This is a genomic window from Zhengella mangrovi, from assembly GCF_002727065.1.
Taxonomy (GTDB): domain Bacteria; phylum Pseudomonadota; class Alphaproteobacteria; order Rhizobiales; family Rhizobiaceae; genus Zhengella; species Zhengella mangrovi.
Genome location: NZ_PDVP01000017.1, coordinates 75,716 through 102,165, shown reverse-complemented (window position 1 = coordinate 102,165; position 26,450 = coordinate 75,716). Strand labels below are relative to the sequence as shown.

The window sequence follows — 26,450 nt, the reverse complement described above, 5'->3', positions numbered from 1 at the left end:
TGCAGGCGCTGGCCGAAGAGGGGACTGACATGGCGGATGCTGCCCGTCCGATGGACGAGGAATATCCGGGCGAGGAGGGGCAGAGCGACCGGGTCCGCGAGATCCTGCGCACCGGTGCCCGCATCTTCGCGCAAAAGGGGTTCGAGCGGACCTCGATGCGCGACATTTCCGATGCCTGCGGCATTTCCAAGGCTCTGCTCTACCACCACTTCGACAGCAAGGATAATCTCTACGCGCTGATCGCCTACAACTCGGCGCAGCATCTCTACGATTTCGTCTACCAGCGCATTCCCGCGGACGGACCGGCGGGCGAGAAGATCAGGGCCTTCATGGTGGCCATGGCGACCTTCTTCGAGGATCACCGCTGGGCCTGGGTCGCGGCCAGCACGGCCTTCTGGAGCGATCCGGACCGTCACCGGATGGAACTTCGGATCAGGAACCGCAAGGAACTGGAAGGCCGGTTGCGCGACCTGATCCGGGAAGGCATTGCCAGCGGCGAGTTCAACGATACCGACCCGGCCATGACCGGGCGCCTGATCCTTTCCGGCATCAACTGGATGCACCGCTGGTACAATCCGGACGGCGAGCTGCGCGCCGCCGATATCGTCTCGACCTATTTCGACACGATCTACAACGGACTGGCGAAACGCTGACCGGCCGCGGAATCGCGATGCCGCCATTTGAACTTTTACGGGGGGAGGACCGGCGCATGGCGGAAGAGCAGATCAGGTCGGCGTTCGTCTACGCCTACCCGCTTTATGCCTTTGCCGCGACGCGTTTCGCGGCTGTCCAGAACCCGGCCAACGCCGACCGGTATCCGCCCAACAGCCTTCGCCACAACCGGCACCTGAGCGATCATGCATCGGTCTGGATCACCGCCCCGAACAACGACACGCTCTATTCCAATGCCTGGCTCGACCTGTCCTCCGGGCCGGTGCGCATCCGTGTCGGCGCGATGCCGGAAGGGCGCTACTGGTCGCTGGCCTTCATGGATGCCTTCACCAACCATTTCGCGGTGGTGGGACAGAGGCTGGAGGGGACCGGGCCGGTCGACCTGTGCGTCGTCGGACCCGGCGATGCGGACCAGGCGGACGGTGCGCGCGTTCTCCAGGCGCCCGGGCACGATGCCTGGCTTTTCTGCCGCTGCCTTGTCGACGGGCCGGATGATCTTGCCCGGTCCCATGCCATGCAGGACAAGATCGAGATCCTGTCCGGTGCCGGCGAGGTGTCCGGGGCGCGGATCGTGCCGGCAAGTCCCGTCTCGCCGGAAAACTTCCTCGACGTGGTCAACGAGCTTCTGGCGCGCAACCCGGTTCCGGCTGGCGAACGGCAGATGCTGGAGCAGTGGCGCAGCGTGGGCCTGAGGCCCGGTGGCCCGGGCGCCTGGAATGAGATCGGTTCGGATATCCGCGAAGCCTGGACCCGGACCATAGGATCCATCTACGCCGATCTCGGCAAAGCCGGGCAGCAGGGCCGTCAGGATTTCAAGGGCTGGATGGCCGCGGCCGCCGATATCGGCAATTTCGGCGACAACTACCCCTTGCGCGCCTCGGTCGCGCTCGGCGGGCTGGGCGCACTGGAACCGGTCGAGGCGATGTATTTCGTCAAGTACCAGGACGAGAGCCGGGCCCCGCTTGACGGTCAGTCGCGCTACCTGCTCAAGGTTCCTGCCAGCGGTATCCCGACCGATTCCTTCTGGTCCTTCACCATGTACGAGGCGACGGCGGACGGAAAGCGGTTCCTGGTGGAGAACCCGATCGGGCGCTATTCGATCGGGAATCGCACGCCGGGGCTCGTCTACAACGCCGACGGCTCGCTGGATATCGCGCTGCAACGGCAGCCACCCGACGACCCGCAGTTGCGGGCCAACTGGCTGCCGACACCGGCGGGCGCGTTCCAGATCGCGCTGCGAACCTATGTTCCCCGCCCGGACCTGAGAGCCGGAGAAGCCACGCTTCCGGTCGTCATTCCCGTTCAGGCCTGACCGGGCGGACCACGTCAGGCCCTGGCGGCGTTCGCCGCGATCGCGTCGATGATCTGCGGCCAGAGGGGCAGGGGAATGGAATGGCCCATTTCCTCCAGCATGAGCATGCGCGCATCGGGAATGCTGCGGGCGGTATCCAGCCCGGCTTCCGGCAGGACGAGCGGGTCGAGATCGCCGTGGATCACCTGGGTGGGCACGGCAACATAACGAAGCGCAGACCGCCGGCTTCCCGAAGCCAGGATGGCCATGGTGTGCCGGGCGGCTCCCTGCGGATACAGGCCGCGCCCGTGAATGCGGACCGCCCGCTCGCGGTCCCTTGCCTCTTCGCCGGGAAAGCGGCCGGCCCGCAGCAGCTTCCAGGTGTCGGTGTAGTAGTCGACGTATTTGTCGAGCTCGGCCGGGGCCGGGCGCATCACGCGGGAAACGACGTAGCCGTCGGGTTGCGGCAGGTCGGGCGCACCGGTGGTCGAGCCGATCGACGTCAGCGACAGGACCCGCGCGGGATGCTCGATGGCCAGGGTCTGCGCGATGCCGCCGCCCATCGAAAAGCCGACGAGGTGGGCCTTGGCGATGCCGAGCACGTCCATCAGGCCGACGATGTCCTGGGCCATGTCGTCAAGCAGGTAGGGCGCATGGATGGGCAGACGCCACATGGCGCGCATCATTGCCCAGCGGAGATCCGGGATACCCATCATTGCCAGGTGAACGGAGCGCCCGGAATCGCGGTTGTCGACGCGGATGACCCTGAACCCGCGTGCCGCGAGCCGGATGCAGAATTCATCGTCCCAGCTGACCATTTGCGCGCCCATGCCGGCAACGAGGAACAGGGCGGGGTCGCCGGAGTCGCCAAAGCTGTCCCAGCAGAAGGGCATTCCATTGATTTCCGCAAACGCTTCCGGAGTTTGCTGCACGGATGTGGCGGATATCTCTTGCTGCGACATGCTTCTTCTCTTTGTCGGGCCTACAGGGCCCGAAGGCTGTGTCCGGCCGCGCGTATCGCGCCGGAGCCGGCTTCCGGCCGGCGGCAGTCTGCAACAAGATGAAAGGGTCAACAATCTCCCGGCGCAATGACCGGCGAATGTTCATCAATGTGAAATTCGGCCCGAATGGCCGTTTTTTGTGGCCGTGACCCATGACGCATGGGAAATAGAAAAAAGAGCGGGGAGTTGGGTTGCACGGGGCTTTTTGGCCTCGCGCCTGCCGGGGGGATTGCGTGGGAGGATCAGATGGCAGGTGTCCATGTTCTTGATCGCGTCATCGGCGACACGTGGCCGAGCTTTGCGACCGATGCCGAACTCGAGGCGTTTGAGGCGGTGCCCTATGAGGATCGGATCGCGGCGTCGAGCACCTACGAAGCGCTGAAGGTCGGCGCGGCGGTCAACCCGGACGAACCGGCGATCCTGTTCCTGCCGAATGCCAACCCGGACGAAGAGCCGGTGCGGATGACCCACGGCCAGTTCATCGAGCGGGTGACGCAGGTGGCGAACGCGCTGCATGCGCTGGGTGTCGGCCCCACGGATGTCGTCAGCCTTCTGCTGCCGCTGATCCCGCAGTCCTTCTATGCGCTGCAGGGGGCCCAGGCGGCCGGGATCGCCAATCCGGTCAATCCCTTCCTCGAGCCGGACCAGATCGCGCACATCCTGCGCGCGGCGGGAACCAAGGTGCTGATCGCCATGGGGCCGAGCGAAGGGTTCGACACCTGGGACAAGGTGATGAAGATCCGCGACCAGTTGCCGGACCTGAAGGCCATCCTGGTTTTCGAGCCGTGGGGCGCGGCACCGGAAGGCACGGTGTCTTTCAATTCGGCGGTACGCGCGCAGCCGGGTGACCGGCTGATCAGCGGCCGCCAGATCAGGTCCACCGATGTCGCCGCCTATTTCCATACCGGCGGAACGACCGGCCTGCCGCAACTGGTCCCACTGACCCATGGCAATCTCGTCTACCAGGCCTGGGGCATGGCGCTGATGTTCCGGACACGCCCCGGCGCGCGCCTGTTCATGGCGCTGCCGCTATTCCATGTCGGCGGGGCGCTGACGCACTGCCTGCAGCAATTGTCCTCCGGCGGGACGCTGGTGGTCCTGTCGTCTGGCGGATGGCGCAACAAGAATGCCATGCCGAAGGTCTGGAAGCTCGTCGACCGCTTCAGGCCCGAGGTGCTGGCCGCGGTTCCGACCGTCATCGGCGCGGTGCTGAACACGCCGATCGACGGCGCGGACGTCTCCAGCATCCGGACGGTGACGGGCGGCGGGTCGGCGATCCCGGTCGCTGTCGCCGAGGCCTACAAGAACCGCTTCAACCTGCAGATCCTTGAAACCTACGGCATGACGGAAGCGTCAAGCTGTCACACGATTTCCTATGCCGACCGCCCGGTCTACCTCGGATCGGTGGGCCGCGCGCTGCCCTACAGCCGCGTCCGGGTGGTGGAACTCGATGCCAACGGCAAGGCCGTCAAGGATTGTCCGCCCGGGGAAATCGGCGTGGTGGCGATGAGCGGACCCGGCGTCTTTTCCGGCTACGTGACCGGCTCGTCCGATGCCCCGTTCGTCGCGCCGGGCTGGGTCAACAGCGGAGACCTCGGCCGGCTCGACGCCAACGGTTATCTCTGGATCACGGGACGGGCCAAGGACCTCATCATCCGCGGCGGTCACAACATCGACCCGCGCGGCGTGGAAGAGGTCATCTACGATCACCCGGCGGTACAGGAGGTGGCGCTGGTCGGCGAACCGGACGCCTACGCGGGCGAACTGCCGGTGGCCTTCGTCCAGCTCAAGGCGGGCGCCAAGGCAAACCCAGCCGAACTCAAGGAGTGGACGGCGGCGCGCACGCCCGAACGCGCGGCGCTGCCGGTGCACATCTACATCCTGGACCGGATTCCGCTGACCGCTGTCGGCAAGGTCTTCAAGCCGGACCTGCGCTACGAGGCGGCGAAACGGGCGGTGCTGCGCATGATCGCGCCGGTCCTGGAGGGCCATGGTTGCGAGGCCGAGGTGAAGGTCGGCGCCCATCCCGCGTTCGGCACGCTGATCTCGGTCCGGCTGAGCGGACCAGCGGAGGCAAAGGATGGCGCGGTCGGCGCGGTCAAGGCAAAGCTGGAACCGTTGACGGTTCGCCACGACATCGAATGGAATGCTTGAGGCCGGACGGCCTTTCTCCAGCAACAGGAGCGCATGGTGAGTGAGTCAGACCCCAAGCCGGATTTCGATCCGGCCCGCGCATGGCGCGATTGGTTCGTCCAGAACGAGCGTGGCTGGAGCGAGGCCATGGCCAACTTCATGAAGAAGGACGACGTTTCGCAGGCGATGGGCAAGGAAATCAATGCCGCGGTCCTCGCCCAGCACATGATGTCGCAAGGGATGACCGGTCCCATGGCGATGATGAACATGCCGACGCGCGAGGACGTGGTCGCGTTGAGCGAGCGGATCGGACGGCTGGAAGATGCCGTGGCGCGGATCGAGGCAGCCCTGACCACGGCGCTCGACGCCGGCGCGACAAAGCCGGCCCGGACCCGCAAGCCGCCCCGCGGCAAGCGCGCGCCGGAATGACCATGCTGGAAGACATGATTGCGTCTTCCAGGGCCGATCTGGCCGCGCTGGAAGCCGAGATGATCGCCGAAACGGCGACGACGCCGAAGCAGCTGATCTACGCCCGCGACACGCTGCGCCTTTATCACTACCTGCCGCAGGCCGACACGGTTTTCCGGGTTCCGCTGCTGCTCGTCATGTCGCCGGTCAGCAAGCCCTACATCTTCGACCTGACGCCGGGCCAGAGCCTGATCGAGCATTTCCTGCAGGCCGGGTTCGACGTCTACCTGGTCGATTGGGGCACGCCGCGCAGCGAGCATGCCTCGCTAGACGTCGACGACTACGTGGCCGACTGGATCCCCGACTGCATCGCCCGGATCCAGGCGCATTGCGGCGAAAAGGACATCACGCTGCTCGGCTATTGCCTCGGCGGCATCTTCACCAGCCTCTACGCGGCGCGGTTCGCCGACGGGCCGCTCAAGAACCTTCTGCAGATCGCGACCCCGGTCAACGGCGAGGGCATGGAACTCCAGCGCAAGCTGGTGACATCGGACGGTTTCGATCCGGACCTGCTCGTGGACACCTACGGCAATGTGCCCGCCTGGATGATCGAGGCCGCGTTTCAGTTCATGCGGCCGCTGCAGAAGACGTCCGGCCAGCTCATGCTGCTGAACACCATGGACGACCGGGAAAACGTCAAGGCGCACCTCAGGATCACGCGCTGGGGAGCGGACGCCTTGCCCTTCGCCGGGGCGGCGTTCCGAACCCTGATCCGGGATTTCATCATCGGCAACAAGATCATACGCGGCGAGTTCGAGGTCGCCGGCAAGGCTGTAGACCTCGGTGCCATCAGGGTGCCGCTGCTGCATCTCCTGGCCGAGCACGATCATGTCGTGCCCTTTGCATCGTCGCACGACCTCGTGCGCCTGGCCGGCAGTGCCGACAAGGAGCAAATGGTCATCAAGGGCGGGCATGTCAGCCTGGTTACAGGCCAGCGGGCGGTCACACGGACCTGGCCGCACCTGGTGGAATGGCTCGCGCCGCGATCGGTCTGATCCTTCCGGGCACGCGATATTCACGTTTGTGAATCGGCGGCCGGGCGCGCAGGACCGTTTGTGTCGGTGCGGGTGGGCCAATACCATCGCAACCCAAGGGCCGGGGCGGCTTGCACCCGGCGAAAAGATCCATGCGCGGGAGGGACATATGAGCAATTCAGCGGAGGCCGAACAGGGCCGCACGGACCCCAAGCCGGCCCATGCGGCGACGCTTGCCGTCAACGCGGCCATGGCGGATGCGCTGCCCTTTTCCGACATGCAGGATTTCGAGGACGCCAGCCGCGGACTGATCGCGGAAGCGCCGAGGCAGGTCGCCAATGCCGATGGGCGCATCGTCTGGGATACCGCGGCTTTCGCCTTCGTCGACGAGTTCGAGAACGCGCCGGACACGGTCAACCCGAGCCTGTGGCGGCAGACGAAGCTGAACATGATCGCCGGCCTGTTCAAGGTGTCCGAGCGGGTCTACCAGGTGCGCGGTCTCGACATTTCCAACATGACCATCATCGAGGGCGACAGCGGGTTGATCATCATCGATCCGGTCACCTCGATCGAAACCGCCAGGGCCTGTATCGGACTTTACTTCGAAAACCGGCCCGAGCGCCCGGTGGTGGCCGTCATCTACAGTCACAGCCATCCGGATCACTACGGCGGGGTGAAGGGCGTGGTCTCGCCGGTGGCCGTGGCGGCCGGCAAGGTTCGGGTCATCGCGCCCGACGGCTTCATGGAGGCGATCGAGGGCGAAAACGTGCTCAGCGGCACGGCCACCTACCGCCGGGCACAGTTCCAGTTCGGAACCCTGCTCAAACCTGGACCCTGCAGTTGCGTGGACACGGGCCTGGGCAAATCCGTCACCCGAGGTGCGCGGTCGCTGATCGCGCCGACGCAACTCATCCGCGACAAGGTGGAGACCCACGTCATCGACGGCGTCGAGATCGAGTTCTACATGGCGCCGGATTCCGAGGCGCCGGCCGAGATGCACATGTATTTTCCGCAGTTCAACGTGCTGAACATGGCGGAAAACGTGACCCACAACCTTCACAATTTCTGCCCGTTGCGCGGCGCCATCGTGCGGGATCCGCTGCTGTGGTCGAAATACATCGGCGACGCGATCGAGCTCTACGGCAGCAAGGTCGACGTGCTGATCGCCCAGCACCACTGGCCCACCTGGGGCCGCGAGCGGGTGCTGGAGCTGCTGTCGATCCACCGCGACCTCTACAAGTTCATCCATGACCAGACCCTGCGCGGCATCAACAACGGGCAGAAACCGTCGGAGGTGGCGGAGGCGCTGGCGCTTCCGGAGGAATTGAGTTCGCAATGGTCGTGCCGGGGCTATTACGGCACGGTGAACCACAATTCCAAGGCGGTCTACCAGCGCTACCTGAGCTGGTACGACGGCAACCCGGCAAACCTGCATGCGCTGCCGGCCGTGGAGTCGGCGAAGAAGACAGTGGACTATATGGGCGGCGCCGACGCCATCCTGGCGCGGGCGGCAGACGACTTCGAGAAGGGCGAGTTCCGCTGGACCGCCGAGGTCCTGAGCAAGCTGGTGTTTGCCGAGCCGTCGAACCGCGAGGCGCGCTATCTGCTGGCCGACACATTCGAGCAGCTCGGCTACCAGGCGGAATCGGCGACCTGGCGCAACGCATACCTCTACGGCGCGCAGGAGCTGCGCCACGGCGTGATGGAAATGACGATCTCGCGGACGCTCGGGCCGGACCTGATGCAGGCGATGACGGTCTCGACCATGCTGGATTTCCTCGGCGTGCGGCTGATTCCGGAACGCGTGGCCGGCGAGGCCTACGTGATCAACCTGAAGATCAGCGACCGGAGCGAGGAGCTCGCGCTGACCCTGTCGCGCGGCTGCCTCACCCACCTGGTGAACAAGTCGGATCCTGGCGCGGTGGCGACGATGACGCTCACGCACGAGGCCATCGCGAACATCGCCGTCGGGGTCAGCACGCTTGACGGCGAGGAGGTGGCCATCGACGGCGACCGGGAAAAGGTCGAGGCGCTGTTTGCCGCGCTTGACGATTTCAATCCGATGTTCAACGTGGTGACGCCATTGGAAGCGTCGTGATGGTGCGATACCATCGGAAACCTGGAACAGGAGCGGAGCGAGCAGTCGAGATGTGGGGCAAGCCTTGGGAAACGCCGTTTCATCCGGTCCATGTCGTGGGCGACTTCTGGACCATGATGAACCCGGCCTGGCAGGCGCAGATGTTCGACCAGGACAAGATCCTGGAGACGTTCCGCTGGATGGCATCGGCCGATTTCGACACCGCGGATGTGATCAAGCACAACCGGGAAACCATGGACCGGCTGGCGAAGGCCAACATCGAGGCGGTGGAAACCTGCCGGCAGATCGCCGAGAACCTCGTCAACGTGATGATCACCGAGACCGGGCGGCTCTGCGGCAATGCCCCGAACGGCGACGGCGAGCAGGCCGGTGGACCGGCGTCGCCGTTCATCGAGGCGCAGGCACGGGCGACGCTGTTCGGGTTGACGCTGACCCGGGACATGCTCCAGGCCGCTGGCAAGCTTGCCAGGACGCCGCTGTAGCGTTGGCGCGGTCATCTTCGGTCTTGAGTCCGCGCGTGTGCACGCGCTAAGCTCCGGGTGACCAACGGGTCAGTCCGCTGTCGCGGGCATGGCCATGCGGAAAGGCGGCAGACGTGAACGAACAGGCAAAGCCGGGTGCGCCCGAAGAGGAAACCAGCGAACGCGCACGGGCGCTGCTGGAGATCGGGGCGCGGCTGTTTGCCGAAAAGGGCTACGAAGCCACGTCGATGCGCGACATCTCGAATGCCGCCGGTGTCTCGAAGGCCTTGCTCTACCACCATTTCGCCAGCAAGGACGACATCTACGCGCGAATCTCGTTTTCCGCGACCGAAAGCCTCTACAGTTTCGTCGAGGCGCGGATTCCGGAGCGCGGGACGGCTGCCGAGAAGGTGCGCGCCTACATGGTCGCGGCCGCGGCCTTCTTCTCGCAACACCGTTCGGCCTGGATCGCGGCCAGCAACGCCTTCTGGTCGGACCCGGACCGTCACCGGCTGGAAACGCGCGTCGCGCGGCGGCGGCAGTTCGAGCAGCGTCTTCGGGACCTGATCAGCGAGGGGGTCGCGTCCGGCGAATTCAATGCCGTCGATCCGGCAATGGCGGGGCGGCTGATCCTGTCGGGGATCAACTGGATGCACCGCTGGTACGACCCGGCCAAGGGGCTGACGGCGGAGCAGATCGTCGACCAGTACGCGGATATCCTGCTGGGCGGGTTGAAGAAGCGCTGACCAGGCGGTTTCTCACAGGATTGCAGGCATGAAAAAAGCCCCGCGTCGCCGCGGGGCTTTTCCTTCTGTCGCGGACCGGAAACCGATCAATCCAGCGAAATGTTGTTCTTCTTGATGACGCCGCCCCAGAAGTCGACGTCCCAGTCGAGCTGCGCCTGCATGGCGTCGGCGCCACCAACGTGCGGGGTCATGCCGACGTTGATCATCTTGTCCTGCAGCGACTGCACGCTCATCGCCTTCTGAAGCGCGGCGCTGACGCGGTCCTTTTCCGCCGCCGGGGTGCCGGCCGGAGCCACCAGGCCGAACCAGAAGGACGAAACGAGCTGCGGGTAGCCAAGCTCGGTGACGGACGGCAGGTCCGGGAACTTGCCCATGCGCTCCTCGGTCGAGATCGCGAGGATCTTCAGGTCGCCGGAAGCAACGTGCTTGACCAGGGAAATCGGGGTGGAGAAGTTCAGCTCGACCTGTCCGCCGATCTGGTCGACGATCATTTCCGGGTTGGCCTTGTAGGCGACCGGCACGAGCTCGGTGCCGAGCACGTCCTGCAGAACCATGCCGAAGAGATGGGTCACGCTGCCGGGTCCAAGCATCGCGTAACGCAGCGGCTTGCCCGATTCCTTGGCCCAGGTCTTGAGCTCGTCGAGGCTGTTGACTCCCATGGAGGTCGGGACGGTGATGGTCAGCGGACCACTGAACATCGTGCCGACGGGCTCGAAGGATTCCATCTTGAAGGGCAGGTTCTTGCGCAGCAGCACGTTCAGCGAAAGCGGGCCGGTGGCGCCGACGAGATAGGTGAGGCCGTCCGGCTTGGCGGCAGCCACGTAGGCGGCGCCGATGATGCCGTTGGAGCCGGGCTTGTTCTCGACCACGACCGGCTGGCCGAGTTCCTGGGTCATCGTGTCGGCCATCTCGCGCACGAGGCCATCGACGAGGCCGCCGCCGCCATAGGGCACGATCAGGTGAATGGTGTCATCGGCGTGCGCCGACGAGAGCGGCGCCATGGCGACACCGGCGGCGAAGCCGAGAGCGGCAAGGATGTTTCTGCGGCTGAAAAGGTTCATGTACTCACTTCCTCCCTGGGTCAGATACGGACAGGCAAGCCCGCAAACTGATATCAGGTTAAGGGGTGACCGGGCGGTCAGTCAAGGGGCGATGCGCCTGATAATGAGTGTTGCCAATTTCCATTCAGATCGGTATGAAGAGACTGTGACTGACCGCCCGGTCAGTGGAGGCCGCAGGAGGAGGACGGAATGTTCGATTACAAGAATGTGCGCGTGGAACTCGACGGAATGGTCGCGCTGGTGACGCTTGACCGTCCGCCGGTCAACGCGCTCGATCGTGCCACGCGCTACGAACTCATCGCGGTGTTCGACGAGATTTCCCAGCGCGACGATATCCGCTGCGCGGTCCTGACCGGTTCCGGCAAGACCTTTTGCGCCGGTGCCGACCTGAAGGACCGCCCGAAGCCGGACAATCCGGGCGATTTCCTGGCGCACAACCGGGCCATCCGCGAGACGGGCAACTCGATCCGCGAATGCGACAAGCCGGTCATTGCGGCCGTCAACGGCGTGGCGCTGGGGGCCGGGCTCGGGCTGATGTCGGCCTGCGATATCTATTACGCTTCGGAAGAGGCGCTGTTCGGCATGCCGGAGATCAACGTCGGCCTGGCCGGCGGCGCGGCGATGGTTCACGCGATGTTCGGCCGTTCGACCGCGCGGCGCATGTTCTTTACCGGCGTGCGCCTGACGGCCGCCGAACTGAAGGAGCGTTCCATCATCGAGGAAGTCACCTCTGCCAAGGACCTGGTGCCGACCGCGATGGCCGTGGCCAGGGAAATCGCGTCCAAGGCGCCGCTGGCGATGAAATACGCCAAGCAGACCTCGAACATGGTCGAGGACATGCCCCAGCGCGATGCCTATCGCATGGAGCAGAACTTCACGATGGCGCTTTCCAAGACCGAGGATGCGCTGGAAGCGCGCATGGCCTTCCTCGAAAAGCGCGCGCCCGTCTTCAAGGGGCGCTGACATGGCCGCAGCGGTATCGGAACGGCCGGGGCTGGATGCTCTTTTCCAGCCTCGCTCCATCGCGGTCGTTGGCGCATCGTCCGACCCGACCAAGACCGGTGGGCGTCCTGTCAACCTGTTGAAGAAGCACGGCTATGGCGGGGCGATCTACCCGGTCAACCCGTCGGCTCCGTCCATCCAGGGCCTGCCCGCCTTCGCGTCCGTCGAAGCGCTGCCGGTCACGCCCGACCTGGTTCTGGTCGCCGTGCCGGGCGCCGGCGCGCTGGCAGCGCTGGAATCGGCGGCGGCGCGCGGTGTGCGGGCCGCGGTCGTGCTGAGCGCGGGCTTTGCCGAGAGCGGTGCGGACGGTGCCGAGCTGCAGAAGAAAGTGACCGCGCTGGCGCAGGACACCGGCATGCGCATCGTCGGTCCGAACTGCCTTGGCTCGATCAGTGTTCGCGAACGGGCCATCGGTACGTTCACGGTGGCGCTGGAGAACGAGATGCCGGCAGAAGGCGGCGTCTCCATCGTGTCGCAAAGCGGCAACGTGGGCAGTTCCGCGTTGCGCCAGCTGGGCGACAGCGGTGCGGGCGTGGCCCGGTTCATCGCCACGGGCAATGAAGCCGACGTCCAGGCCGCCGATGCGATCGAGTGGCTTGCCGACGACAGCGACACGCGGGTGATCCTCTGCTGCCTCGAGACCTGCCGCGACGGGCCGCGCCTGACGCGGGCCCTTGAGCGCGCACGCCAGGCGGGAAAGCCGGTCGTGATCCTGAAGATAGGCACCTCGGAAGTGGGCCAGAAAGCGGCGCTGTCGCACACCGGCGGCCTTGCCGGCAGCGACCGGGTCTTCGACGCGGTCTTCGCCCGCCACGGGGCGATCCGGGTCCACTCGCTCGAACAGCTCGTCGAGATCGGCGCGGCCATCGAGGCCATCGGCGGGCGGCGCATCAGCGGCTCGCCCTCCGTGGCGCTGATTGCCGCTTCGGGCGGGTTCGGCGTGATGATGGCCGATGCGGCGTCCGCCAACGGCATTGCCGTCAACCCGCTGGGTGCGACGGCACAGGCGAGCATCAAGGCGGCCATTCCGCTGGCTTCCGCCATGAACCCGATCGATGCGACGGCGCAGATGTCGGCCAATCCCGACATCATGGAAAAGCTGCTCGATGCGACCGTTCTCGATGACGCCAACAATGTTATCTGCCTGATGCTTGCTCTCGGGATGGAAATTCCGCGGCTTCGGAACGTTTTCACCGCTGCCTTTGCACGGATCATCGAGCGCTACCCTGAAAAGCTGCTCGTCGCCTGCATCCCGGGACCGGCCGACGCGATCGCGCAATTGCGAGCCATGGGGATCGCCTGCTTCCCGAGCATCGATTCCGCCATGGCGGGCATCGCGGCGATTGCCCGGTTGCAGGGTGCGGACAGCGCCGGCAAGGCGCCCGAACCCGTTGTGCCGGAGCCCATCGATCCCGGCGTGTTCCGAAACGAGGCGACGGCCAAGGCGGCACTGGGCGCCGCGGGCGTGCCCTTCGTCGAGGACATCCTGGCCGCGACGGCGGACGAGGCTGCCGCTGCCGCCGACCGTCTCGGTGTTCCGGTGGCGATGAAGATCCTGTCGCCCGACATCCAGCACAAGAGCGATATCGGCGGCGTGGAACTCAACGTTCAGGGCGGAGCGGCCGCGCGGGCGGCCTTCGAGCGGGTCGTCGCCGCTGCCGGGCAGCATGCGCCGGACGCCGCCATCGACGGGGTCCTGGTGTCTCCGATGACGTCGGGCGGGGTGGAACTCATCCTCGGCGTCACGACCGATGCCTTCTTCGGGCCGGCCATCATGGTGGGCCTGGGCGGCATCTTCGCCGAGATCTTCAAGGACACGTCGCTGCGCATGGCGCCGGTGACGCCTGCCGAAGCCCGTGCCATGGTGCGGGAACTGAAGGCGTTTCCGCTGCTCGACGGCGCGCGGGGTCGCCCCGTCGCCGATCTCGACGCGCTTGGCGACGCAATTTCCGCGCTGTCGCAATTTGCCGCGCGCCACGCCGCAGACGTGGCCGAGATCGATATCAATCCCCTCCTGGTGCGCCCGAAAGGGCAGGGCGTCGTTGCACTCGATGCACTGATCGTTCCCAAGCACGCCCAAGATCGCGAGGCTGAATCATGACCATGGCCGCCACGAAAGACATCGCTGCGACAGGAATGGAACCCGGCGCCTACGGAGCCCGGGCGCGGGCCTGGCTGCAGGAAAACCTGACCGACCGGTTGCGCACCGACCGGTGCCACGACACCCCGGCGACGCTGGATGAACTGAAGCAGTTCGAAGCCGCGCTCTACCGGGCGGGCCTGGCCGGCATCACCTGGCCGAAGGCCTATGGCGGGCACGGCCTGACACTGCGCGAACACCTGGAAGCCAATCGCGAGATCGGCCTTGCCCCGGCGCCGAACGCGGTCAACTCGATCGGCAAGGAACTGGTCGGGCCGATCGTCCTGGCCGTGGGCGACGAGCGCCAGAAATCGGAGTTCCTTCCCTCGATCCTCAACATGGAGACCATCTGGTGCCAGGGATTCTCGGAACCGGGCGCCGGGTCCGACCTGGCCGGGCTGCGGACGCGTGTCGAGCGTTCGGCGGACGGCTGGCGGGTCAACGGCCAGAAGATCTGGACCAGCGGTGCCTCCAAGTCGCAGCGCTGCCTGCTGCTGGCCCGCACCGGCGTGCCTGAAGACCGGCACCGTGGTCTGGTCCTGTTTGCCGTGCCGATGGACCGGCCCGGTATCGACGTCCGGGAAATCCGGTCGATCGACGGCGACCGCTCCTTCTGCGAGGTCTTCTTCAGCGATGTCATCGTCGACGAGGCCGACATGCTCGGCGCTCCCGACGAGGGCTGGCCGGCCGCCACGCGCGTCCTGTCGATCGAGCGCGCAACCAACCGGATGTATCGCGCCTGGCGTTTCGAAAGCGAACTCGACCACCTGATCATGGCCTGCCGCAGCGACGAGCGCAGCCTTCGCCTCCTGCAGGGCTATGCCCGCGACCTGGCGCAGGTGCGGGTCGAGATCGAGATGCTCAAGGGCCACGTCGAAACCCTCGTCGCAAGCCTCCTGGCCGGCCAGGAAATCGGGCCGCGCGGCAGCTTCCCCAAGCTCTACTGGTCGGAATCGCACCAGCGGTTCGCCCAGATCGCCTACGAGATCGTGTCGCGGTTCCCGGCCAATGCCGGGCAGGCGCTGCGCGACGTGAAGACGCGGATGGAGCATCTCTACCTGCACAGCCGGGCAGAGACGATCTACGCCGGCACGACCGAGATCCAGCTGGACATCATCGGAAAACGCATCCTGAACCTGTCGAAGGCGGCCTGACCCATGAGCGACGAACTTGATCCCAGGGAATTCGAAGACACCGCCAGGGCCGTCATGGAGGCCTGCGCAGCGGCGCCGGACGGTGCCGGGCGTGCCGGCCTGCTGGCCGAGGCCGGGTTGCTGGGCGTGATCGCGCCGGAAGAGGTTGGCGGCCTTGCCCTGCCGCTACGCTTCGCCGTGCCGGTGGCCGGCGCCGCCGGGGCGGGGCTGCTGGCCTTTCCGCTCGTCGAGAGCCTGGTGCTGGCAAAGGCGCTCGCAAGCGTCGATGCCGAGGAAGCCGGGCGGATCTGCGGCGGCGAGACACTTGCCACCATCGCCTGGAGCGGCGTGGCCGAGGACGGACTGGTCGCCAATGCACCGATGGGCGAAGAGGCCACCAAGGTGCTGATCTTTAGTGCCGACGGGGGCGCAGTGCTGGCGGCGAAAAGCAATGTCGTCCGGCTCGAAACCGGTTCCGACCACTGGGACGTGGATGCGCCGGCGGCGTCGTTCCGCTGTGACGGGCCGCTCGAAGGCATCGAACTGGACGCGGATGCAGTGCGCACGCTGCGCGCCGAGGCAGACCTCCTGCGGGCGGCCTTCATTCACGGCTCGGCCTGGCACTGCCTGTCGCTGGCGATGGACTATTCGCAGGAGCGTGTCCAGTTCGGGCGGCCGCTTTCGTCCTACCAGGTCCTGCGCCACAAGATGTCGCGCGATGCGCTGGCGGCCGAAACGATCAAGAACGGCGTTGCGCGCGCCCTGTCGGATCACGGCGAGGACGAAAACCTCGTGCGGGACGCGGCATGGATGAACGCGGCGCGGCTGGGACCGGCGGTAGCGGAGAACGCCATCCAGATCTTCGGCGGCATGGGCTTCACCTGGGAAGTTCCGCTGCATCGCCATCTCCGCCAGATGCGGGCGCAGGCCGCCTATGGCGAAGCGGCGGATCGCCTCGAAGCCCTGGGCCACGCGCTCATCACCTCGTCTGTCAACGAATGGTACGGAGACACCAGCCATGCAAGCTGACCGGAAATCCCTGCTGATCACCGGTGCCGGCCATGGCATCGGCCGCGCCACCGCCAAGCACATGGCCGCGCGCGGCTGGATCGTGGGCGTCAACGACCTCAAGGAAGAATTCGTTGCCGAGGCCGTGGAAGAGATCACGGCTGCCGGCGGCACCGCGATTCCCGTCGTCCAGAACGTCTCGACACCGGAAGGCGTGGAAGCGGCCGTCGCCGCCGTGGTCAAGGAAACCGGCCGGCTTGACGGCATGGTCAACAACGCCGCCTGGGTACGCTACCAGTCGATTCCGGACATTGCGCCCGAAACCGTCGACCGCATGCTTGCTGTCGGCTTCTCCGGCGTGATCTGGGGCATCAAGCATGCCGCGGCGGCCATGGATGACACACGCGGCGGAACGATCGTGAACGTCGCCTCGGCGGCCGGCTTCCGGTCCGCACCGAACTCGCTGGTCTATAGCGGCATCAAGGCCGGCATCATGGGCATGACCCGCGCAGCCGCCGTCGAGCTCGGATCGCGCAACATCCGCGTCAATGCCGTTGCGCCCTCCGCCATTCCCACCGAGGGCACGGCCAAGCACCGCAATGCGGACCGCGACGCCAAGCGGATCGCCAACACGCCGCTCGGCCGGCTGGGAACGGTCGACGATATCGCGCGGGCGATCGTCTACCTGCTCGAAGCCGAGAGCGATTTCGTCACCGGCCAGGTGCTGTCGGTCGATGGCGGCATCGGCATCGCGATCACCTGAAGCAAGGCGCGAGATGGTCAGCCAGGCAAACACGGAAAGCGGACAGCGGGCGCTGGTGACGGGCGGTGCCAACGGCATCGGCTGGGAAACCTGCCGGCGCCTCGCCGCATGCGGCTACCGCGTTGCGCTTGCCGATATCGATGGCGCGGCCGCCTCGGCGCGCGTTGCCGAACTGGGGCCAGGCCATGCCGCGCTGGCGGTCGATCTCACGGATCGCGCCGCTGCATCCGGCCTGGCGGCCCGGGCAGCCGATGTGCTGGGCGGCCTCGATGTCATCGTCAACAATGCCGGCGTCACCGATACGTCCGGGCGTCCGATCGTTTCGTTGCCGGATGAGGCTTTCCAGCGCCTGGTCGATCTCAACCTGGTCGCGGTGGATGCGATCTGCGCGTCGGCCGGGGACGTGCTTCCGCGCGGGTCGCGCATCGTCAACCTGGCGTCGGGGGCCTCCTTCCGGCCGCTGGCCCTGCGGGGCCCCTACAGCGCGACGAAGGCCGGGATCGTGGCGCTGACCCGGGCCTATGCGGACCTGCTCGCACCACACGGGATCAGCGTCAGCGCGGTGGCGCCGGGCTACACCCGGACGCCGCTGGTGGACGCTTTGCACCGGGAAGGGCGCGTGGATCTCGACAAGGTCGCGGCCTCGATCCCGATCGGCCGCCTTGCCATGCCTGACGACATCGCCTCGGTAATCGCCTTCGCCGCCAGCCATGACGGACAGGTGCTGTCCGGTGAGACCGTTCAGGTGGACGGCGCCGGCCTGTCCGGCCCGGCGCCGGCGGGTGCTTCTCCGGCAAGGGGTGTGGCCGGGGATGGGCGCATCGCGGTCATCGGGGACGGCGACGTTTTTTCGGCCGGCGCGCAGGATGACATCGTCCGGATTTCAGGCGCTTCGACCCTGGGCGAGCAGGGGCTGCTTCGTGCCGTGATCGACCTTTCGGCGCTCGGTCGCAATGACGGTGCCGGCGAGACGTTGAGCCGTGTGCGCGACACGGCTTCGGCCTGCGCCGCGCTTGCAGCGCGAACGGAGGATTTTTCCCTGCTCTACGTCTTTGGCGAAGGACAGGGTGCCCAGCGCATGGCGGCGGTCGCAGCCGGCGAGATGCTGGCGCGGACGATCGCGCTGGAATGGGCGCCGGGCGGCCTGCGGATGAATGCGCTGCGATGGCGCGGCGCGGCGCATGACGGGCTCGACGCCCTGTGCCGGTTCCTGGTCGGCGGCGGAGCCGCCATGATCACGGGCCAGGCCCTGCAGGCCGGTGCCCGGCAGCCTGCCACGAACAAGGATTGAACAAGGCGCATCTGAACCGAAGGGAGGGGCAATGCGATACGTGACAGAACGAATGGAAGACCTGATTGCCGGACTGGTGACGGCGGCGATTGGCGTGTTCATCATCCTCGAAGCCTCCACCTACGACATGGGCACCCTGCGCAGCATGGGGCCCGGCTATTTCCCGGTCATCCTTGGCAGTGCCATGGTGGTGCTGGCATTGATCATGATCCTCACCGCGCGGCCGAACGACATGCCGCAGCCGATGGGGATGGACCAGTTGCGCGGCACGCTGTTCGTCGCCGCTGCCTTTGTCGCCTTCGCCTTCACGGTGGAATCGGCCGGCATGCTGGTTTCCGTTTTCCTGGTGGTCTTCCTGTCGGCGCTCGGCAACCGCAACACGTCGATGAAATCCGCGCTGATGCTCGCGGCGGGAACCGCGATCGTGTCGGTCCTGATCTTCCGCGTCGGTCTCGGGCTGCAGATAAAGGCGTACTGACATGAGCACTCTCGTTTCCGATATCGCGCTCGGCCTATCGGTCGCGGCCTCTCCCGCCGGCCTTTTCTACTGCTTCCTCGGTGTCTTCCTCGGCACGATCGTCGGCGTCCTTCCCGGCATCGGGATCATGGCGACGATGGCCATGCTGATGCCGATCACCTACCACATCGATCCGACCTACGGCCTGATCATGCTGGCCGGGATTTACTACGGCGCGGACTTCGGCGGTTCCACCGCAGCCATCCTGATGAACCTGCCCGGCACGGCGACCAGCGCGGTGACCGGGATCGAAGGCTACCCGATGGCGCAGAAGGGCCGGGCCGGGCCGGCGCTGTTCATGAAGGCCATCGCGTCCTTTGTCGGCACGTCCTTCGGCGTCGTACTCCTGGCCGGATTCTCGGTGCCCCTGGCGCGCGTGGCGCTCAAGTTCGGGCCGCAGGAATACGTGGCGCTGATGACGCTCGGTCTCGTGGCGGCAGCGGTGATCGGTACCGGCCGCTCGATCCGCTCGCTGGCCTCGGTCGCGCTCGGCCTCGCCATCGGCCTGATCGGTCTCGACCTCAACAGCGGCGTCGCGCGCTTCACCTTCGGCATGACCGAGTTCTACGACGGGCTGCCGCTGGTGGCCGTCGCCATCGGCCTTTTCGGCCTGCCGGAGATCATCGCCAATGCTGGGCGGACCGAACTGCCCAAGGTGCAGGAAGGCAATATCCGGATGAAGGACATGATGCCGACGGCGGAGGACTGGCGGCGCTCGACGATGCCGATGGCGCGCGGTTCGGTGATCGGCGGCTTCTTCGGCGCGCTCCCGGGTACCGGCGGTCTCGTCGCTACCTTCGTGTCCTACGCGGTGGAGCGCCGGGTGAGCAAGCATCCGGAGGAATTTGGCAAGGGCGCCATCGAGGGCGTCGCCGCACCGGAGGCGGCCAACAACGCGTCCGTGCAGGCGGCCTTCATCCCGACGCTAAGCCTCGGCATTCCGGGCGATCCCGTCATGGCGATCATGCTCGGCGTCATGATGATCCACGGCATCCTGCCGGGGCCTGACGTGATCCAGTCCAAGCCCGATCTTTTCTGGGGCCTGGTGGTCAGCTTCATCATCGGCAATTTCATGTTGCTGATTTTGAACCTGCCGATGATCGGCATGTGGGTGAAGCTCCTGAAGATCCCGTACAACCTGCTGTTCCCGGTGATCGTCGCGTTCACCTGCATCGGGATCTACAGCGTCAACTACCAGGTCCTCGACGTCTTCGTCCTGCTCGGCTTCGGATTCCTCGGTGTCGGCATGCGGGCGCTGAACTTCGAGGTCGCGCCGCTGCTGCTCGGCTTCGTTCTCGGACCGATGATCGAGGTCTATTTCCGGCGCGCGCTGGTCGTCTCCGGCGGTGATTTCAACACGTTCATCGACCGCCCGATCTCGGCGACGATCGTGACCATCATCTTCGGCGTCCTGCTGTGGGCCGTCGGTTCGGCGGCGTGGAAAGGGCTCGCTGCCCGCCGCCCCCGGCAGACCCGCGATGCATGAGGCGCGCGCCCCGATGGCGGACAGCCGCCGGGTGCGCCCTGCCAGAGCAAGGACAGACGCATGACTGAAACCGACACGTCCTTTGGCCCGCTGGCCGGGTTGAAGGTCCTGGACATCGCCACGATCATCGCCGGTCCGTTCGCAGCCTCGCTGCTGGCGGACTTCGGCGCGGAGGTGACCAAGTTCGAGATTCCGGGCCAGGGCGACGGGTTGCGCGGCTTTCCGCCGTTCCGCGACGACAAGCCGCTGTGGTGGAAGGTGACGAACCGCGGCAAGCGCTACGGGACGCTCGACCTGCGCCAGCCAGAAGGCCTGGAGATCATCAAGAAGCTGATCGCCACGCACGACGTGCTGATCGAGAACTTCCGGCCCGGCACGCTGGCCAAGTGGGGGCTGGACCGCGATACGCTCTGGGCGATCAACCCGAAGCTGGTCATCCTGCGGGTGTCGGCCTTCGGGCAGACCGGGCCGAAGTCGCGCCTTGGCGGTTTCGCGCGCATCTTCGAGGCAATGGGCGGGCTGACCTACATCACGGGCATGAAGGACCGCGCGCCGGTTCATCCGGGTTACCCGATCGGCGACAGCATCGGCGCGCTGTTCGGTGCCTTCTCCATCATGGCCGCGCTCTACGGGATCGACCGCGGCCGCAGCCAGGGCGAGGAGATCGACCTCGCGCTGACCGAGGCAACCTTCCGCATCCTCGACAATATCGCCATCGAGTACGACCAGCTTGGCCTGGTGCGTGAGCGCGACGGAAACAACAACCAGTATACTGCGCCGGCCAACGTCTTCCGGACCAGCGACAACCGCTTCGTCACAGTCACGGGATCGACCAACAGCATGTCGGCGGCCAACCTCAGGGCCATCGGCCGGGCGGACCTGATCGACGATCCGCGCTTCGCCACCAACCGGCAGCGCCTGGAACACCGCGACGAACTCGACCGCATCTTTGCCGGCTACATGGAGAGCCATACGCTGGACGAGATCCTCGAGGCGTTTGCCCGCGAAGGCGGTGCGATCGGCCCGATCTACTCGGTGGAACAGATCTTCGACGATCCGCAGGTGCAGGCGCGCGAGATGGTTGCCCGGGTCCCCGACGAGGATTTCGGCGCGGTGGGCATGCAGAACGTCGTGCCGCGGCTCACCCGCAGACCGGGAAGGATCCGCTGGGCCGCCAAGCGCCTCGGGGCGGACACCGATGCCATTCTCTCCGGCCTCGGCTACGGACCGGACGAGATCGCCGCCTTGCGCAAACGGAACATTGTCTGAAAGGGCTCCGCCATGAACGAGATCGCGATGAGCAAGACAGAGCTGCGGATCGAAACGCGGGACGGTGCCATCCGCGTGCTGACGCTCGATGGCCCGACGACGCGCAACTCGATCGGACGGGCGCAATACGAGGCGCTGAGCGCCGCGCTCATGGATGCGGGCAGCGATCCCGACATTCGCGCGGTCGTGCTGCAGGGCGCGGGCGGGTTCTTCTCGTCGGGCGGCAATGTCGCCGCCCTGCAGGAAAGCCGGCGCCAGAGCCTGGCCCAGGTCTCGCGCAATACCGACGCGCTTGGCGCGATGATCCTTGCCGTGCGCTCCTGTCCCAAGCCCGTGATTGCCGCGGTCGAGGGCGGTGCGGCCGGTCTCGGCGTAGCGCTGGCGCTGTCCTGCGACATGGTCGTGGCGGCGGCCGGCGCCGCGTTCACGGTCGCCTATGTCAAGGTCGGACTGACGCCGGATGGCGGCACGCTGCATTTCCTGCGGGAAGCCCTGCCGCGTCAGATCGTCTCCGAAATGGCCATGCTGGGCCGCCCGCTTCCGGCAGAGCGCCTGCTCGCGGCGGGCGCGATCAACCGCATCGCGGAGGCCGGAGGGGCGCTTGATGCCGCACTGGACCTGGCCGGAATCTGCGCCACGGGTGCGCCCAATGCGATCAGCGTGATCAAGGCGCAGATCGAGGAGGCGCCACGGCAGGGGCTGGCCGCGCAGATCGACATCGAAAGCCGGGGCATCAACGCCGCGCGCTACGGTGAAGAGGCGGGCGAAGGGCTGGCTGCCTTCCTCGAGAAGCGCCGTCCGCGTTTTGGCAAGACATCCGGCGGCGGAGACCGGTCTTGATCCGTGACCGCGCGCGGCTGGACGCCCTGCTGGGCGACGTGCACGGCTGGGTCCGCGCGGTGGCGCATCCGGCCGAAGATGCCGTGGCCGAGGCCAACGAAGTGCCGGGTGCGATTGTCGAGGACATGGCGGCGCGGGGCTATTTCGGATGGTCGATCCCCGAAGACTACGGCGGGCTTGGCCTGACGACCGAGGAACTGGTACTGGCGGCAATGGAGCTGTCGCAATGCTCGGTCGCCTTTCGCGCCCGCGTCGGCACCAATACCGGCATCGGCTCGGAAGCGCTGGTCGCCGACGGCACCGAAGAGCAGAAACGGGACTACCTGCCGCGGCTGGCGAGCGGCGAAGTGACCGGCAGTTTCGCCCTGACCGAACCCGACGCCGGGTCGGACGCCAGCGCCCTGACGACCGCGGCGCGGCGTGACGGCGGCGATTACATCCTCGACGGGCTGAAGTGCTACATCACCAATGCACCGATCGCGGGGCTTTTCACCGTCATGGCGCGCACCGATCCCGGGTCAACGGGGGCACGCGGGGTCTCTGCCTTCATCGTCGAGCGCGACAGCCCGGGGCTGACGACGTCGGCGCCCTACCGGATGATGGGACAGGCGGGTTCCCCGGTCGGGGAAGTGCGCTTCGAAGGCGTGCGCGTGCCGGCACGAAACCTGATCGGCGGGGTCGAGGGGCAGGGGTTCCGCACGGCCATGAAGGTGCTCAACAAGCAGCGCATCCATCTTGCCGCGCTGTGCACCGGGCCGGCCATCCGGATGCTCGACCTGGCCATGGACCACGCCGAGCAGCGCCACCAGTCCGGCCAGGCGATCATCGATTTCCAGCTCGTCGCCGCGCTGCTGGCCGACTGCCGGACCGAGATCGAGGCCGCCCGCGCGCTGATCCTGCAGACGGCACAGGCCCGTGACGAGGGGCGGGACATCGCGCTGGAAGCGTCGATCTGCAAGTATTTCGCTTCCGAAGCCTGCGGACGGGTCGCCGACCGCTGCGTGCAGGTCTTCGGCGGTGCCGGCTACGTGGCCGACCATGCCCCCATCGAGCGGTATTACCGCGACGTGCGGCTGTTCCGTCTTTACGAAGGAACAAGCCAGATCCACCAGCTCAACATCGTCAAGCAGATGCGCAGGCGCCGGCAGGGCGCCTGACACAGGGGAGAGCAGACACCATGCATTGCCAATGCATCACCCGTTTCGGACAGCCGCTCGAAGGCCAGGACCGCGCCGACATGACGCCGCAGGGCAGCGAGGTGATCCTGGAGGTGCTGGCCGCCGGCGTTTGCCACACCGACCTGCACGTGCGCGAAGGCGGTGTCGACCTCGGCCATGGGGCCCGGCTTGAATACGCCCAGCGCGGCGTCAGCCTGCCGAGGACGCTCGGCCATGAGAACGTTGGCCGCGTGATCGCTGCCGGTCCGGATGCCGGTGACATCGATATCTCCCGGAACTACCTGATCTATCCGTGGTGCGGCTGCGGTGTCTGCGCGGCCTGCCAGTCGGGCCAGGAAAATCTCTGCGTGGCGCCGAAATTCCTAGGCATTCACGTCGACGGCGGCTACGCGACGCAGATCCGTGTGTCGCATCCGCGCTACCTGTTCGACATCGGCGACATGGATCCGATGCACGCCGCACCGCTGGCCTGTTCCGGGCTGACGACCTATGCCGCGCTGAAGAAGCTCGGCGATCGGCCGCGCCGGCAACCCGTGCTGATCATCGGCGCCGGCGGTCTCGGGCTGACCGCGATCCAGCTGATCGGCGCGCTCGACATGCCGGCGCCCGTCGTCGCCGACATCGATCCGGCCAAGCGGGAGGCCGCGCGGGCAGCCGGCGCCCACGCCGTCGTCGATCCGCGCGATCCAGATGCCGCTTCGGCCATTGCCAAGGCGTGTGGCGGTGCGCCATCCGCGGTGATCGATTTCGTCGGCGCGGAAGCCACGGCGAAGCTCGGTTTCGACGTGCTGGCGAAAGGCGGCATGCTGGTCAGCGTCGGCCTTTTTGGCGGCAGTTCGCCCTGGCCGCTTCCGCTCGTGGCGTTGAAGGCGGTGACCATTGCCGGCAGCTATGTCGGCTCGCTGGCCGAACTCGGCGAACTGCTGGACATCGCCCGGACCGGCGCGATCAAGCCCATCCCCACGGTCCGTTTCCCGCTGTCCGAAGCCGAGGGTGCCATGAACCGTCTGGAAGCGGGCGGCGTGATCGGCAGGGCCGTGCTGACACCGGGCTGAAAGCCTTGGTTCCTGGGCCTGGCCGGTTGTCTTTCGAGCCGGAATCGCGGGTCCTAGCGGGGGCAAAACCACCGTGGCATCGGCCGGAGATTTCACATTTCTGAAATGTTCCGCCGCCCGTGCCGGTTTGTTGACTTACCGGTCGGTTGGCCGGAAGCTTTGAGAAAATCCCGGCCATACGGGATCCAAGGGAGGACATGACGCATGCTTGGTCTCATGCAAAATCGACAATTGCTGATTTCGTCCCTGATCGAGCATGCCGCGGCCTATCATCCGACCGTCGAGATCGTCAGCCGGACCTGCGAGGGCGTGGATGTCCGCACCAATTACCGGGAGATCCGCTCGCGGGCGGCCAGGCTCGGCAAGGCACTGCTTGCCATGGGGATCAGGCCGGGCGACCGGGTCGCCACGCTGGCCTGGAACACCCATCGCCACATGGAGCTGTATTTCGCCGTCTCCGGCATTGGCGCCGTGCTGCACACGGTCAATCCGCGCCTGTTTCCCGAACAGATCGATTACATCCTGAACCATGCCGAAAGCCGGGTGCTTTTCTTCGACATCACTTTCGCCAGGCTGGTCGCCGACCTTGCGCCACGGCTTGGCAAGGTCGAGACCTTCGTCGCCATGACCGATGCGGCGCACCGTCCGTCGACGCCGGAGGGCTGCCTTGCCTACGAGGACATGATTGCGGAGCAGGCGGACGACCTGGCCTGGCCGCAATTTGAAGAAACCACGGCGTCGTCTCTGTGCTACACGTCGGGCACGACGGGCAATCCAAAGGGCGTGCTCTACTCGCACCGTTCGACGGTGCTGCATTCCTTCGCGGCCTGCGCGGCCGACGGGCTGCGGCTCTCCAGCGCCGACAGCGTGCTGCTGGCCGTGCCGCTGTTCCATGTCAATGCCTGGGGCATTCCCTATGCCGCCGCCATGTGCGGTGCGAAACTGGTGCTGCCGGGGCCGCAACTGGACGGCAAGAACCTGTTCGAGCTGGCCATCGCGGAACGCTGCAATTTCTCGCTGGGCGTACCGACGGTGTGGCTCGGCCTGTTCAAGCACATCGACGAGACCCCGGGCATCGACACGTCGGACCTCTGCCTGGAACGGGTGGTCATCGGCGGATCAGCCGCACCGCGGGCGATCATCGAACGCTTCCGCCGGGATTTCGGCGTCTTCGTCATCCACGCCTGGGGGATGAGCGAGACGAGCCCGCTGGCATCCATCGGAAACCTGCTGCCCCGGCACAAGGACCTGACCGAGACCGAGCAGGTCGACGTCCAGGTGCTCCAGGGACGGGCGATCTATGGCGTCGAGCTGCGCATTGTCGGCGAGGATGGCACGCCCCTGCCGCAGGACGGCTCCGTGGCGGGCGACCTGAAGGTGCGCGGACCCTGGGTGACGGCAGGCTACTTCAGGGGTGAAGGCGGCGCGGTCGTCGACGAGGACGGCTGGTTCGCGACCGGCGACGTCGCCAAGATCACGCCGGACGGCTATGTCCAGATCACAGACCGGTCCAAGGACGTCATCAAGTCCGGCGGCGAGTGGATCTCCTCCATCGACCTGGAAAATGCCGCCATGGCACATCCGGAGGTTCAGGAAGCGGCGGTCATCGGCCTGCCGCACGACCGCTGGCAGGAGCGACCGTTCCTGATCATCGTGCCGAAGGCCGGGCGGCAGCCGGACCGGGACGACCTGATGGCCTTCCTGGCGGATCGCGTCGCCAAGTGGTGGCTGCCGGACGACATCGCCTTCGTGGAGGAACTGCCGCACACGGCGACAGGCAAGCTGCAGAAGACGAAGCTGCGCGAGCAGTTCCGTGACCACCTGTTGCCGGCCTGAGGGTTCGTGAAGGCCCGGGAGGGGCGG

General features: G+C 66.4%; 23 protein-coding genes. 21 read left to right on the top strand and 2 right to left on the bottom strand.

Features of this window, described 5'->3' with window-relative positions:
- Positions 1 to 29 precede the first annotated feature (29 nt).
- Positions 30 to 653 carry a TetR/AcrR family transcriptional regulator gene (locus tag CSC94_RS20400; protein ID WP_245408437.1) on the top strand — a complete coding sequence of 208 codons (624 nt, stop codon included), beginning with the start codon at positions 30 to 32 and terminating at the stop codon, positions 651 to 653.
- 56 nt (positions 654 to 709) lie between these two features.
- Complete coding sequence (locus CSC94_RS20395; protein WP_165784534.1) at positions 710 to 1,984, top strand: DUF1254 domain-containing protein; 1,275 nt, start codon at positions 710 to 712, stop codon at positions 1,982 to 1,984.
- 14 nt (positions 1,985 to 1,998) lie between these two features.
- Here CSC94_RS20395 and CSC94_RS20390 read toward each other — a convergent pair whose 3' ends face one another.
- Positions 1,999 to 2,856, bottom strand: coding sequence for an alpha/beta fold hydrolase (locus CSC94_RS20390; protein ID WP_245408436.1), 858 nt, complete (start codon positions 2,854 to 2,856; stop codon positions 1,999 to 2,001).
- A gap of 354 nt (positions 2,857 to 3,210) precedes the next feature.
- Here CSC94_RS20390 and CSC94_RS20385 point away from each other — a divergent pair, with 354 nt between their 5' ends.
- The 6 genes from CSC94_RS20385 (at position 3,211) to CSC94_RS20365 (ending at position 9,844) form a co-directional block, all read left to right on the top strand.
- Positions 3,211 to 5,118: an acyl-CoA synthetase gene (locus CSC94_RS20385; RefSeq protein WP_099308218.1), complete on the top strand. Its 1,908-nt coding sequence runs from the start codon at positions 3,211 to 3,213 to the stop codon at positions 5,116 to 5,118.
- Between the two features lie 36 nt (positions 5,119 to 5,154).
- Positions 5,155 to 5,526: a hypothetical protein gene (locus tag CSC94_RS24700; RefSeq protein ID WP_165784533.1), complete on the top strand. Its 372-nt coding sequence runs from the start codon at positions 5,155 to 5,157 to the stop codon at positions 5,524 to 5,526.
- A gap of 2 nt (positions 5,527 to 5,528) precedes the next feature.
- Positions 5,529 to 6,560: an alpha/beta fold hydrolase gene (locus tag CSC94_RS20380; protein WP_165784532.1), complete on the top strand. Its 1,032-nt coding sequence runs from the start codon at positions 5,529 to 5,531 to the stop codon at positions 6,558 to 6,560.
- Between the two features lie 148 nt (positions 6,561 to 6,708).
- The gene (locus tag CSC94_RS20375) at positions 6,709 to 8,637 is read left to right on the top strand and encodes an alkyl/aryl-sulfatase (protein WP_165784531.1); all 1,929 of its coding nucleotides are present in this window, start codon (positions 6,709 to 6,711) and stop codon (positions 8,635 to 8,637) included.
- A 50-nt stretch (positions 8,638 to 8,687) separates the two neighbouring features.
- The gene (locus CSC94_RS20370; protein ID WP_099308215.1) at positions 8,688 to 9,119 is read left to right on the top strand and encodes a hypothetical protein; all 432 of its coding nucleotides are present in this window, start codon (positions 8,688 to 8,690) and stop codon (positions 9,117 to 9,119) included.
- A 113-nt stretch (positions 9,120 to 9,232) separates the two neighbouring features.
- Positions 9,233 to 9,844 carry a TetR/AcrR family transcriptional regulator gene (locus CSC94_RS20365; protein ID WP_099308214.1) on the top strand — a complete coding sequence of 204 codons (612 nt, stop codon included), beginning with the start codon at positions 9,233 to 9,235 and terminating at the stop codon, positions 9,842 to 9,844.
- An 86-nt stretch (positions 9,845 to 9,930) separates the two neighbouring features.
- On the opposite strand, the gene CSC94_RS20360 is transcribed toward CSC94_RS20365, so the two are convergent.
- Positions 9,931 to 10,905, bottom strand: coding sequence for a Bug family tripartite tricarboxylate transporter substrate binding protein (locus tag CSC94_RS20360; RefSeq protein WP_245408435.1), 975 nt, complete (start codon positions 10,903 to 10,905; stop codon positions 9,931 to 9,933).
- A 189-nt stretch (positions 10,906 to 11,094) separates the two neighbouring features.
- On the opposite strand from CSC94_RS20360, the gene CSC94_RS20355 reads away from it, so the two are divergent.
- The 13 genes from CSC94_RS20355 to CSC94_RS20295 all read left to right on the top strand — a co-directional run bounded on the left by CSC94_RS20355 (position 11,095) and on the right by CSC94_RS20295 (position 26,423).
- Positions 11,095 to 11,868 (top strand): enoyl-CoA hydratase/isomerase family protein, encoded by a 774-nt coding sequence (locus CSC94_RS20355; protein ID WP_099308213.1) that lies wholly within the window; start codon positions 11,095 to 11,097, stop codon positions 11,866 to 11,868.
- 1 nt (position 11,869) lies between these two features.
- Positions 11,870 to 14,008 carry an acetate--CoA ligase family protein gene (locus CSC94_RS20350; RefSeq protein WP_099308212.1) on the top strand — a complete coding sequence of 713 codons (2,139 nt, stop codon included), beginning with the start codon at positions 11,870 to 11,872 and terminating at the stop codon, positions 14,006 to 14,008.
- Entirely contained in the window at positions 14,005 to 15,201 is a 1,197-nt protein-coding gene (locus CSC94_RS20345) for an acyl-CoA dehydrogenase family protein (RefSeq protein WP_205853375.1), read from the top strand. The genes CSC94_RS20350 and CSC94_RS20345 overlap by 4 nt, the downstream gene beginning before the upstream one ends.
- A 3-nt stretch (positions 15,202 to 15,204) precedes the next feature.
- Entirely contained in the window at positions 15,205 to 16,209 is a 1,005-nt protein-coding gene (locus tag CSC94_RS20340; protein WP_099308211.1) for an acyl-CoA dehydrogenase family protein, read from the top strand.
- A complete protein-coding gene (locus tag CSC94_RS20335; RefSeq protein WP_099308210.1) occupies positions 16,199 to 16,951 on the top strand; it encodes an SDR family NAD(P)-dependent oxidoreductase in 753 nt (250 codons plus the stop codon). Before CSC94_RS20340 ends, CSC94_RS20335 begins: the two co-directional genes overlap by 11 nt.
- A gap of 13 nt (positions 16,952 to 16,964) precedes the next feature.
- A complete protein-coding gene (locus CSC94_RS20330) occupies positions 16,965 to 18,242 on the top strand; it encodes an SDR family oxidoreductase (RefSeq protein ID WP_165784530.1) in 1,278 nt (425 codons plus the stop codon).
- Positions 18,243 to 18,294: 52 nt separating this feature from the next.
- A complete protein-coding gene (locus CSC94_RS20325; protein WP_245408434.1) occupies positions 18,295 to 18,720 on the top strand; it encodes a tripartite tricarboxylate transporter TctB family protein in 426 nt (141 codons plus the stop codon).
- 1 nt (position 18,721) lies between these two features.
- Entirely contained in the window at positions 18,722 to 20,245 is a 1,524-nt protein-coding gene (locus CSC94_RS20320; RefSeq protein WP_099308207.1) for a tripartite tricarboxylate transporter permease, read from the top strand.
- Between the two features lie 60 nt (positions 20,246 to 20,305).
- The gene (locus CSC94_RS20315; RefSeq protein WP_099308206.1) at positions 20,306 to 21,514 is read left to right on the top strand and encodes a CaiB/BaiF CoA transferase family protein; all 1,209 of its coding nucleotides are present in this window, start codon (positions 20,306 to 20,308) and stop codon (positions 21,512 to 21,514) included.
- Positions 21,515 to 21,541: 27 nt separating this feature from the next.
- Positions 21,542 to 22,354, top strand: a complete 813-nt coding sequence (locus tag CSC94_RS20310; protein ID WP_245408433.1) for an oxepin-CoA hydrolase, alternative type — start codon at positions 21,542 to 21,544, stop codon at positions 22,352 to 22,354.
- Positions 22,351 to 23,511, top strand: coding sequence for an acyl-CoA dehydrogenase family protein (locus CSC94_RS20305; RefSeq protein ID WP_099308204.1), 1,161 nt, complete (start codon positions 22,351 to 22,353; stop codon positions 23,509 to 23,511). The genes CSC94_RS20310 and CSC94_RS20305 overlap by 4 nt, the downstream gene beginning before the upstream one ends.
- 20 nt (positions 23,512 to 23,531) lie before the next feature.
- Complete coding sequence (locus CSC94_RS20300; protein WP_099308203.1) at positions 23,532 to 24,587, top strand: alcohol dehydrogenase; 1,056 nt, start codon at positions 23,532 to 23,534, stop codon at positions 24,585 to 24,587.
- Between the two features lie 204 nt (positions 24,588 to 24,791).
- The gene (locus tag CSC94_RS20295; protein ID WP_099308202.1) at positions 24,792 to 26,423 is read left to right on the top strand and encodes a long-chain-fatty-acid--CoA ligase; all 1,632 of its coding nucleotides are present in this window, start codon (positions 24,792 to 24,794) and stop codon (positions 26,421 to 26,423) included.
- Positions 26,424 to 26,450: the final 27 nt, after the last annotated feature.

What these genes read in the sequence shown, in the direction of transcription:
- CSC94_RS20395 (WP_165784534.1), top strand. Translation starts at nt 710, where the DNA reads ATGGCGGAAGAGCAGATCAGGTCGGCGTTCGTCTACGCCTACCCGCTT.
- CSC94_RS20390 (WP_245408436.1), bottom strand. Translation starts at nt 2,856, where the DNA reads ATGCCCTTCTGCTGGGACAGCTTTGGCGACTCCGGCGACCCCGCCCTG.
- CSC94_RS20325 (WP_245408434.1), top strand. Translation starts at nt 18,295, where the DNA reads ATGGAAGACCTGATTGCCGGACTGGTGACGGCGGCGATTGGCGTGTTC.
- CSC94_RS20370 (WP_099308215.1), top strand. Translation starts at nt 8,688, where the DNA reads ATGTGGGGCAAGCCTTGGGAAACGCCGTTTCATCCGGTCCATGTCGTG.
- CSC94_RS20295 (WP_099308202.1), top strand. Translation starts at nt 24,792, where the DNA reads ATGCTTGGTCTCATGCAAAATCGACAATTGCTGATTTCGTCCCTGATC.
- CSC94_RS20350 (WP_099308212.1), top strand. Translation starts at nt 11,870, where the DNA reads ATGGCCGCAGCGGTATCGGAACGGCCGGGGCTGGATGCTCTTTTCCAG.
- CSC94_RS20385 (WP_099308218.1), top strand. Translation starts at nt 3,211, where the DNA reads ATGGCAGGTGTCCATGTTCTTGATCGCGTCATCGGCGACACGTGGCCG.
- CSC94_RS20375 (WP_165784531.1), top strand. Translation starts at nt 6,709, where the DNA reads ATGAGCAATTCAGCGGAGGCCGAACAGGGCCGCACGGACCCCAAGCCG.
- CSC94_RS20310 (WP_245408433.1), top strand. Translation starts at nt 21,542, where the DNA reads ATGAGCAAGACAGAGCTGCGGATCGAAACGCGGGACGGTGCCATCCGC.
- CSC94_RS20400 (WP_245408437.1), top strand. Translation starts at nt 30, where the DNA reads ATGGCGGATGCTGCCCGTCCGATGGACGAGGAATATCCGGGCGAGGAG.
- CSC94_RS20315 (WP_099308206.1), top strand. Translation starts at nt 20,306, where the DNA reads ATGACTGAAACCGACACGTCCTTTGGCCCGCTGGCCGGGTTGAAGGTC.
- CSC94_RS20340 (WP_099308211.1), top strand. Translation starts at nt 15,205, where the DNA reads ATGAGCGACGAACTTGATCCCAGGGAATTCGAAGACACCGCCAGGGCC.
- CSC94_RS20330 (WP_165784530.1), top strand. Translation starts at nt 16,965, where the DNA reads ATGGTCAGCCAGGCAAACACGGAAAGCGGACAGCGGGCGCTGGTGACG.
- CSC94_RS20320 (WP_099308207.1), top strand. Translation starts at nt 18,722, where the DNA reads ATGAGCACTCTCGTTTCCGATATCGCGCTCGGCCTATCGGTCGCGGCC.
- CSC94_RS20300 (WP_099308203.1), top strand. Translation starts at nt 23,532, where the DNA reads ATGCATTGCCAATGCATCACCCGTTTCGGACAGCCGCTCGAAGGCCAG.
- CSC94_RS20360 (WP_245408435.1), bottom strand. Translation starts at nt 10,905, where the DNA reads ATGAACCTTTTCAGCCGCAGAAACATCCTTGCCGCTCTCGGCTTCGCC.
- CSC94_RS20380 (WP_165784532.1), top strand. Translation starts at nt 5,529, where the DNA reads ATGCTGGAAGACATGATTGCGTCTTCCAGGGCCGATCTGGCCGCGCTG.
- CSC94_RS20335 (WP_099308210.1), top strand. Translation starts at nt 16,199, where the DNA reads ATGCAAGCTGACCGGAAATCCCTGCTGATCACCGGTGCCGGCCATGGC.
- CSC94_RS20345 (WP_205853375.1), top strand. Translation starts at nt 14,005, where the DNA reads ATGACCATGGCCGCCACGAAAGACATCGCTGCGACAGGAATGGAACCC.
- CSC94_RS20355 (WP_099308213.1), top strand. Translation starts at nt 11,095, where the DNA reads ATGTTCGATTACAAGAATGTGCGCGTGGAACTCGACGGAATGGTCGCG.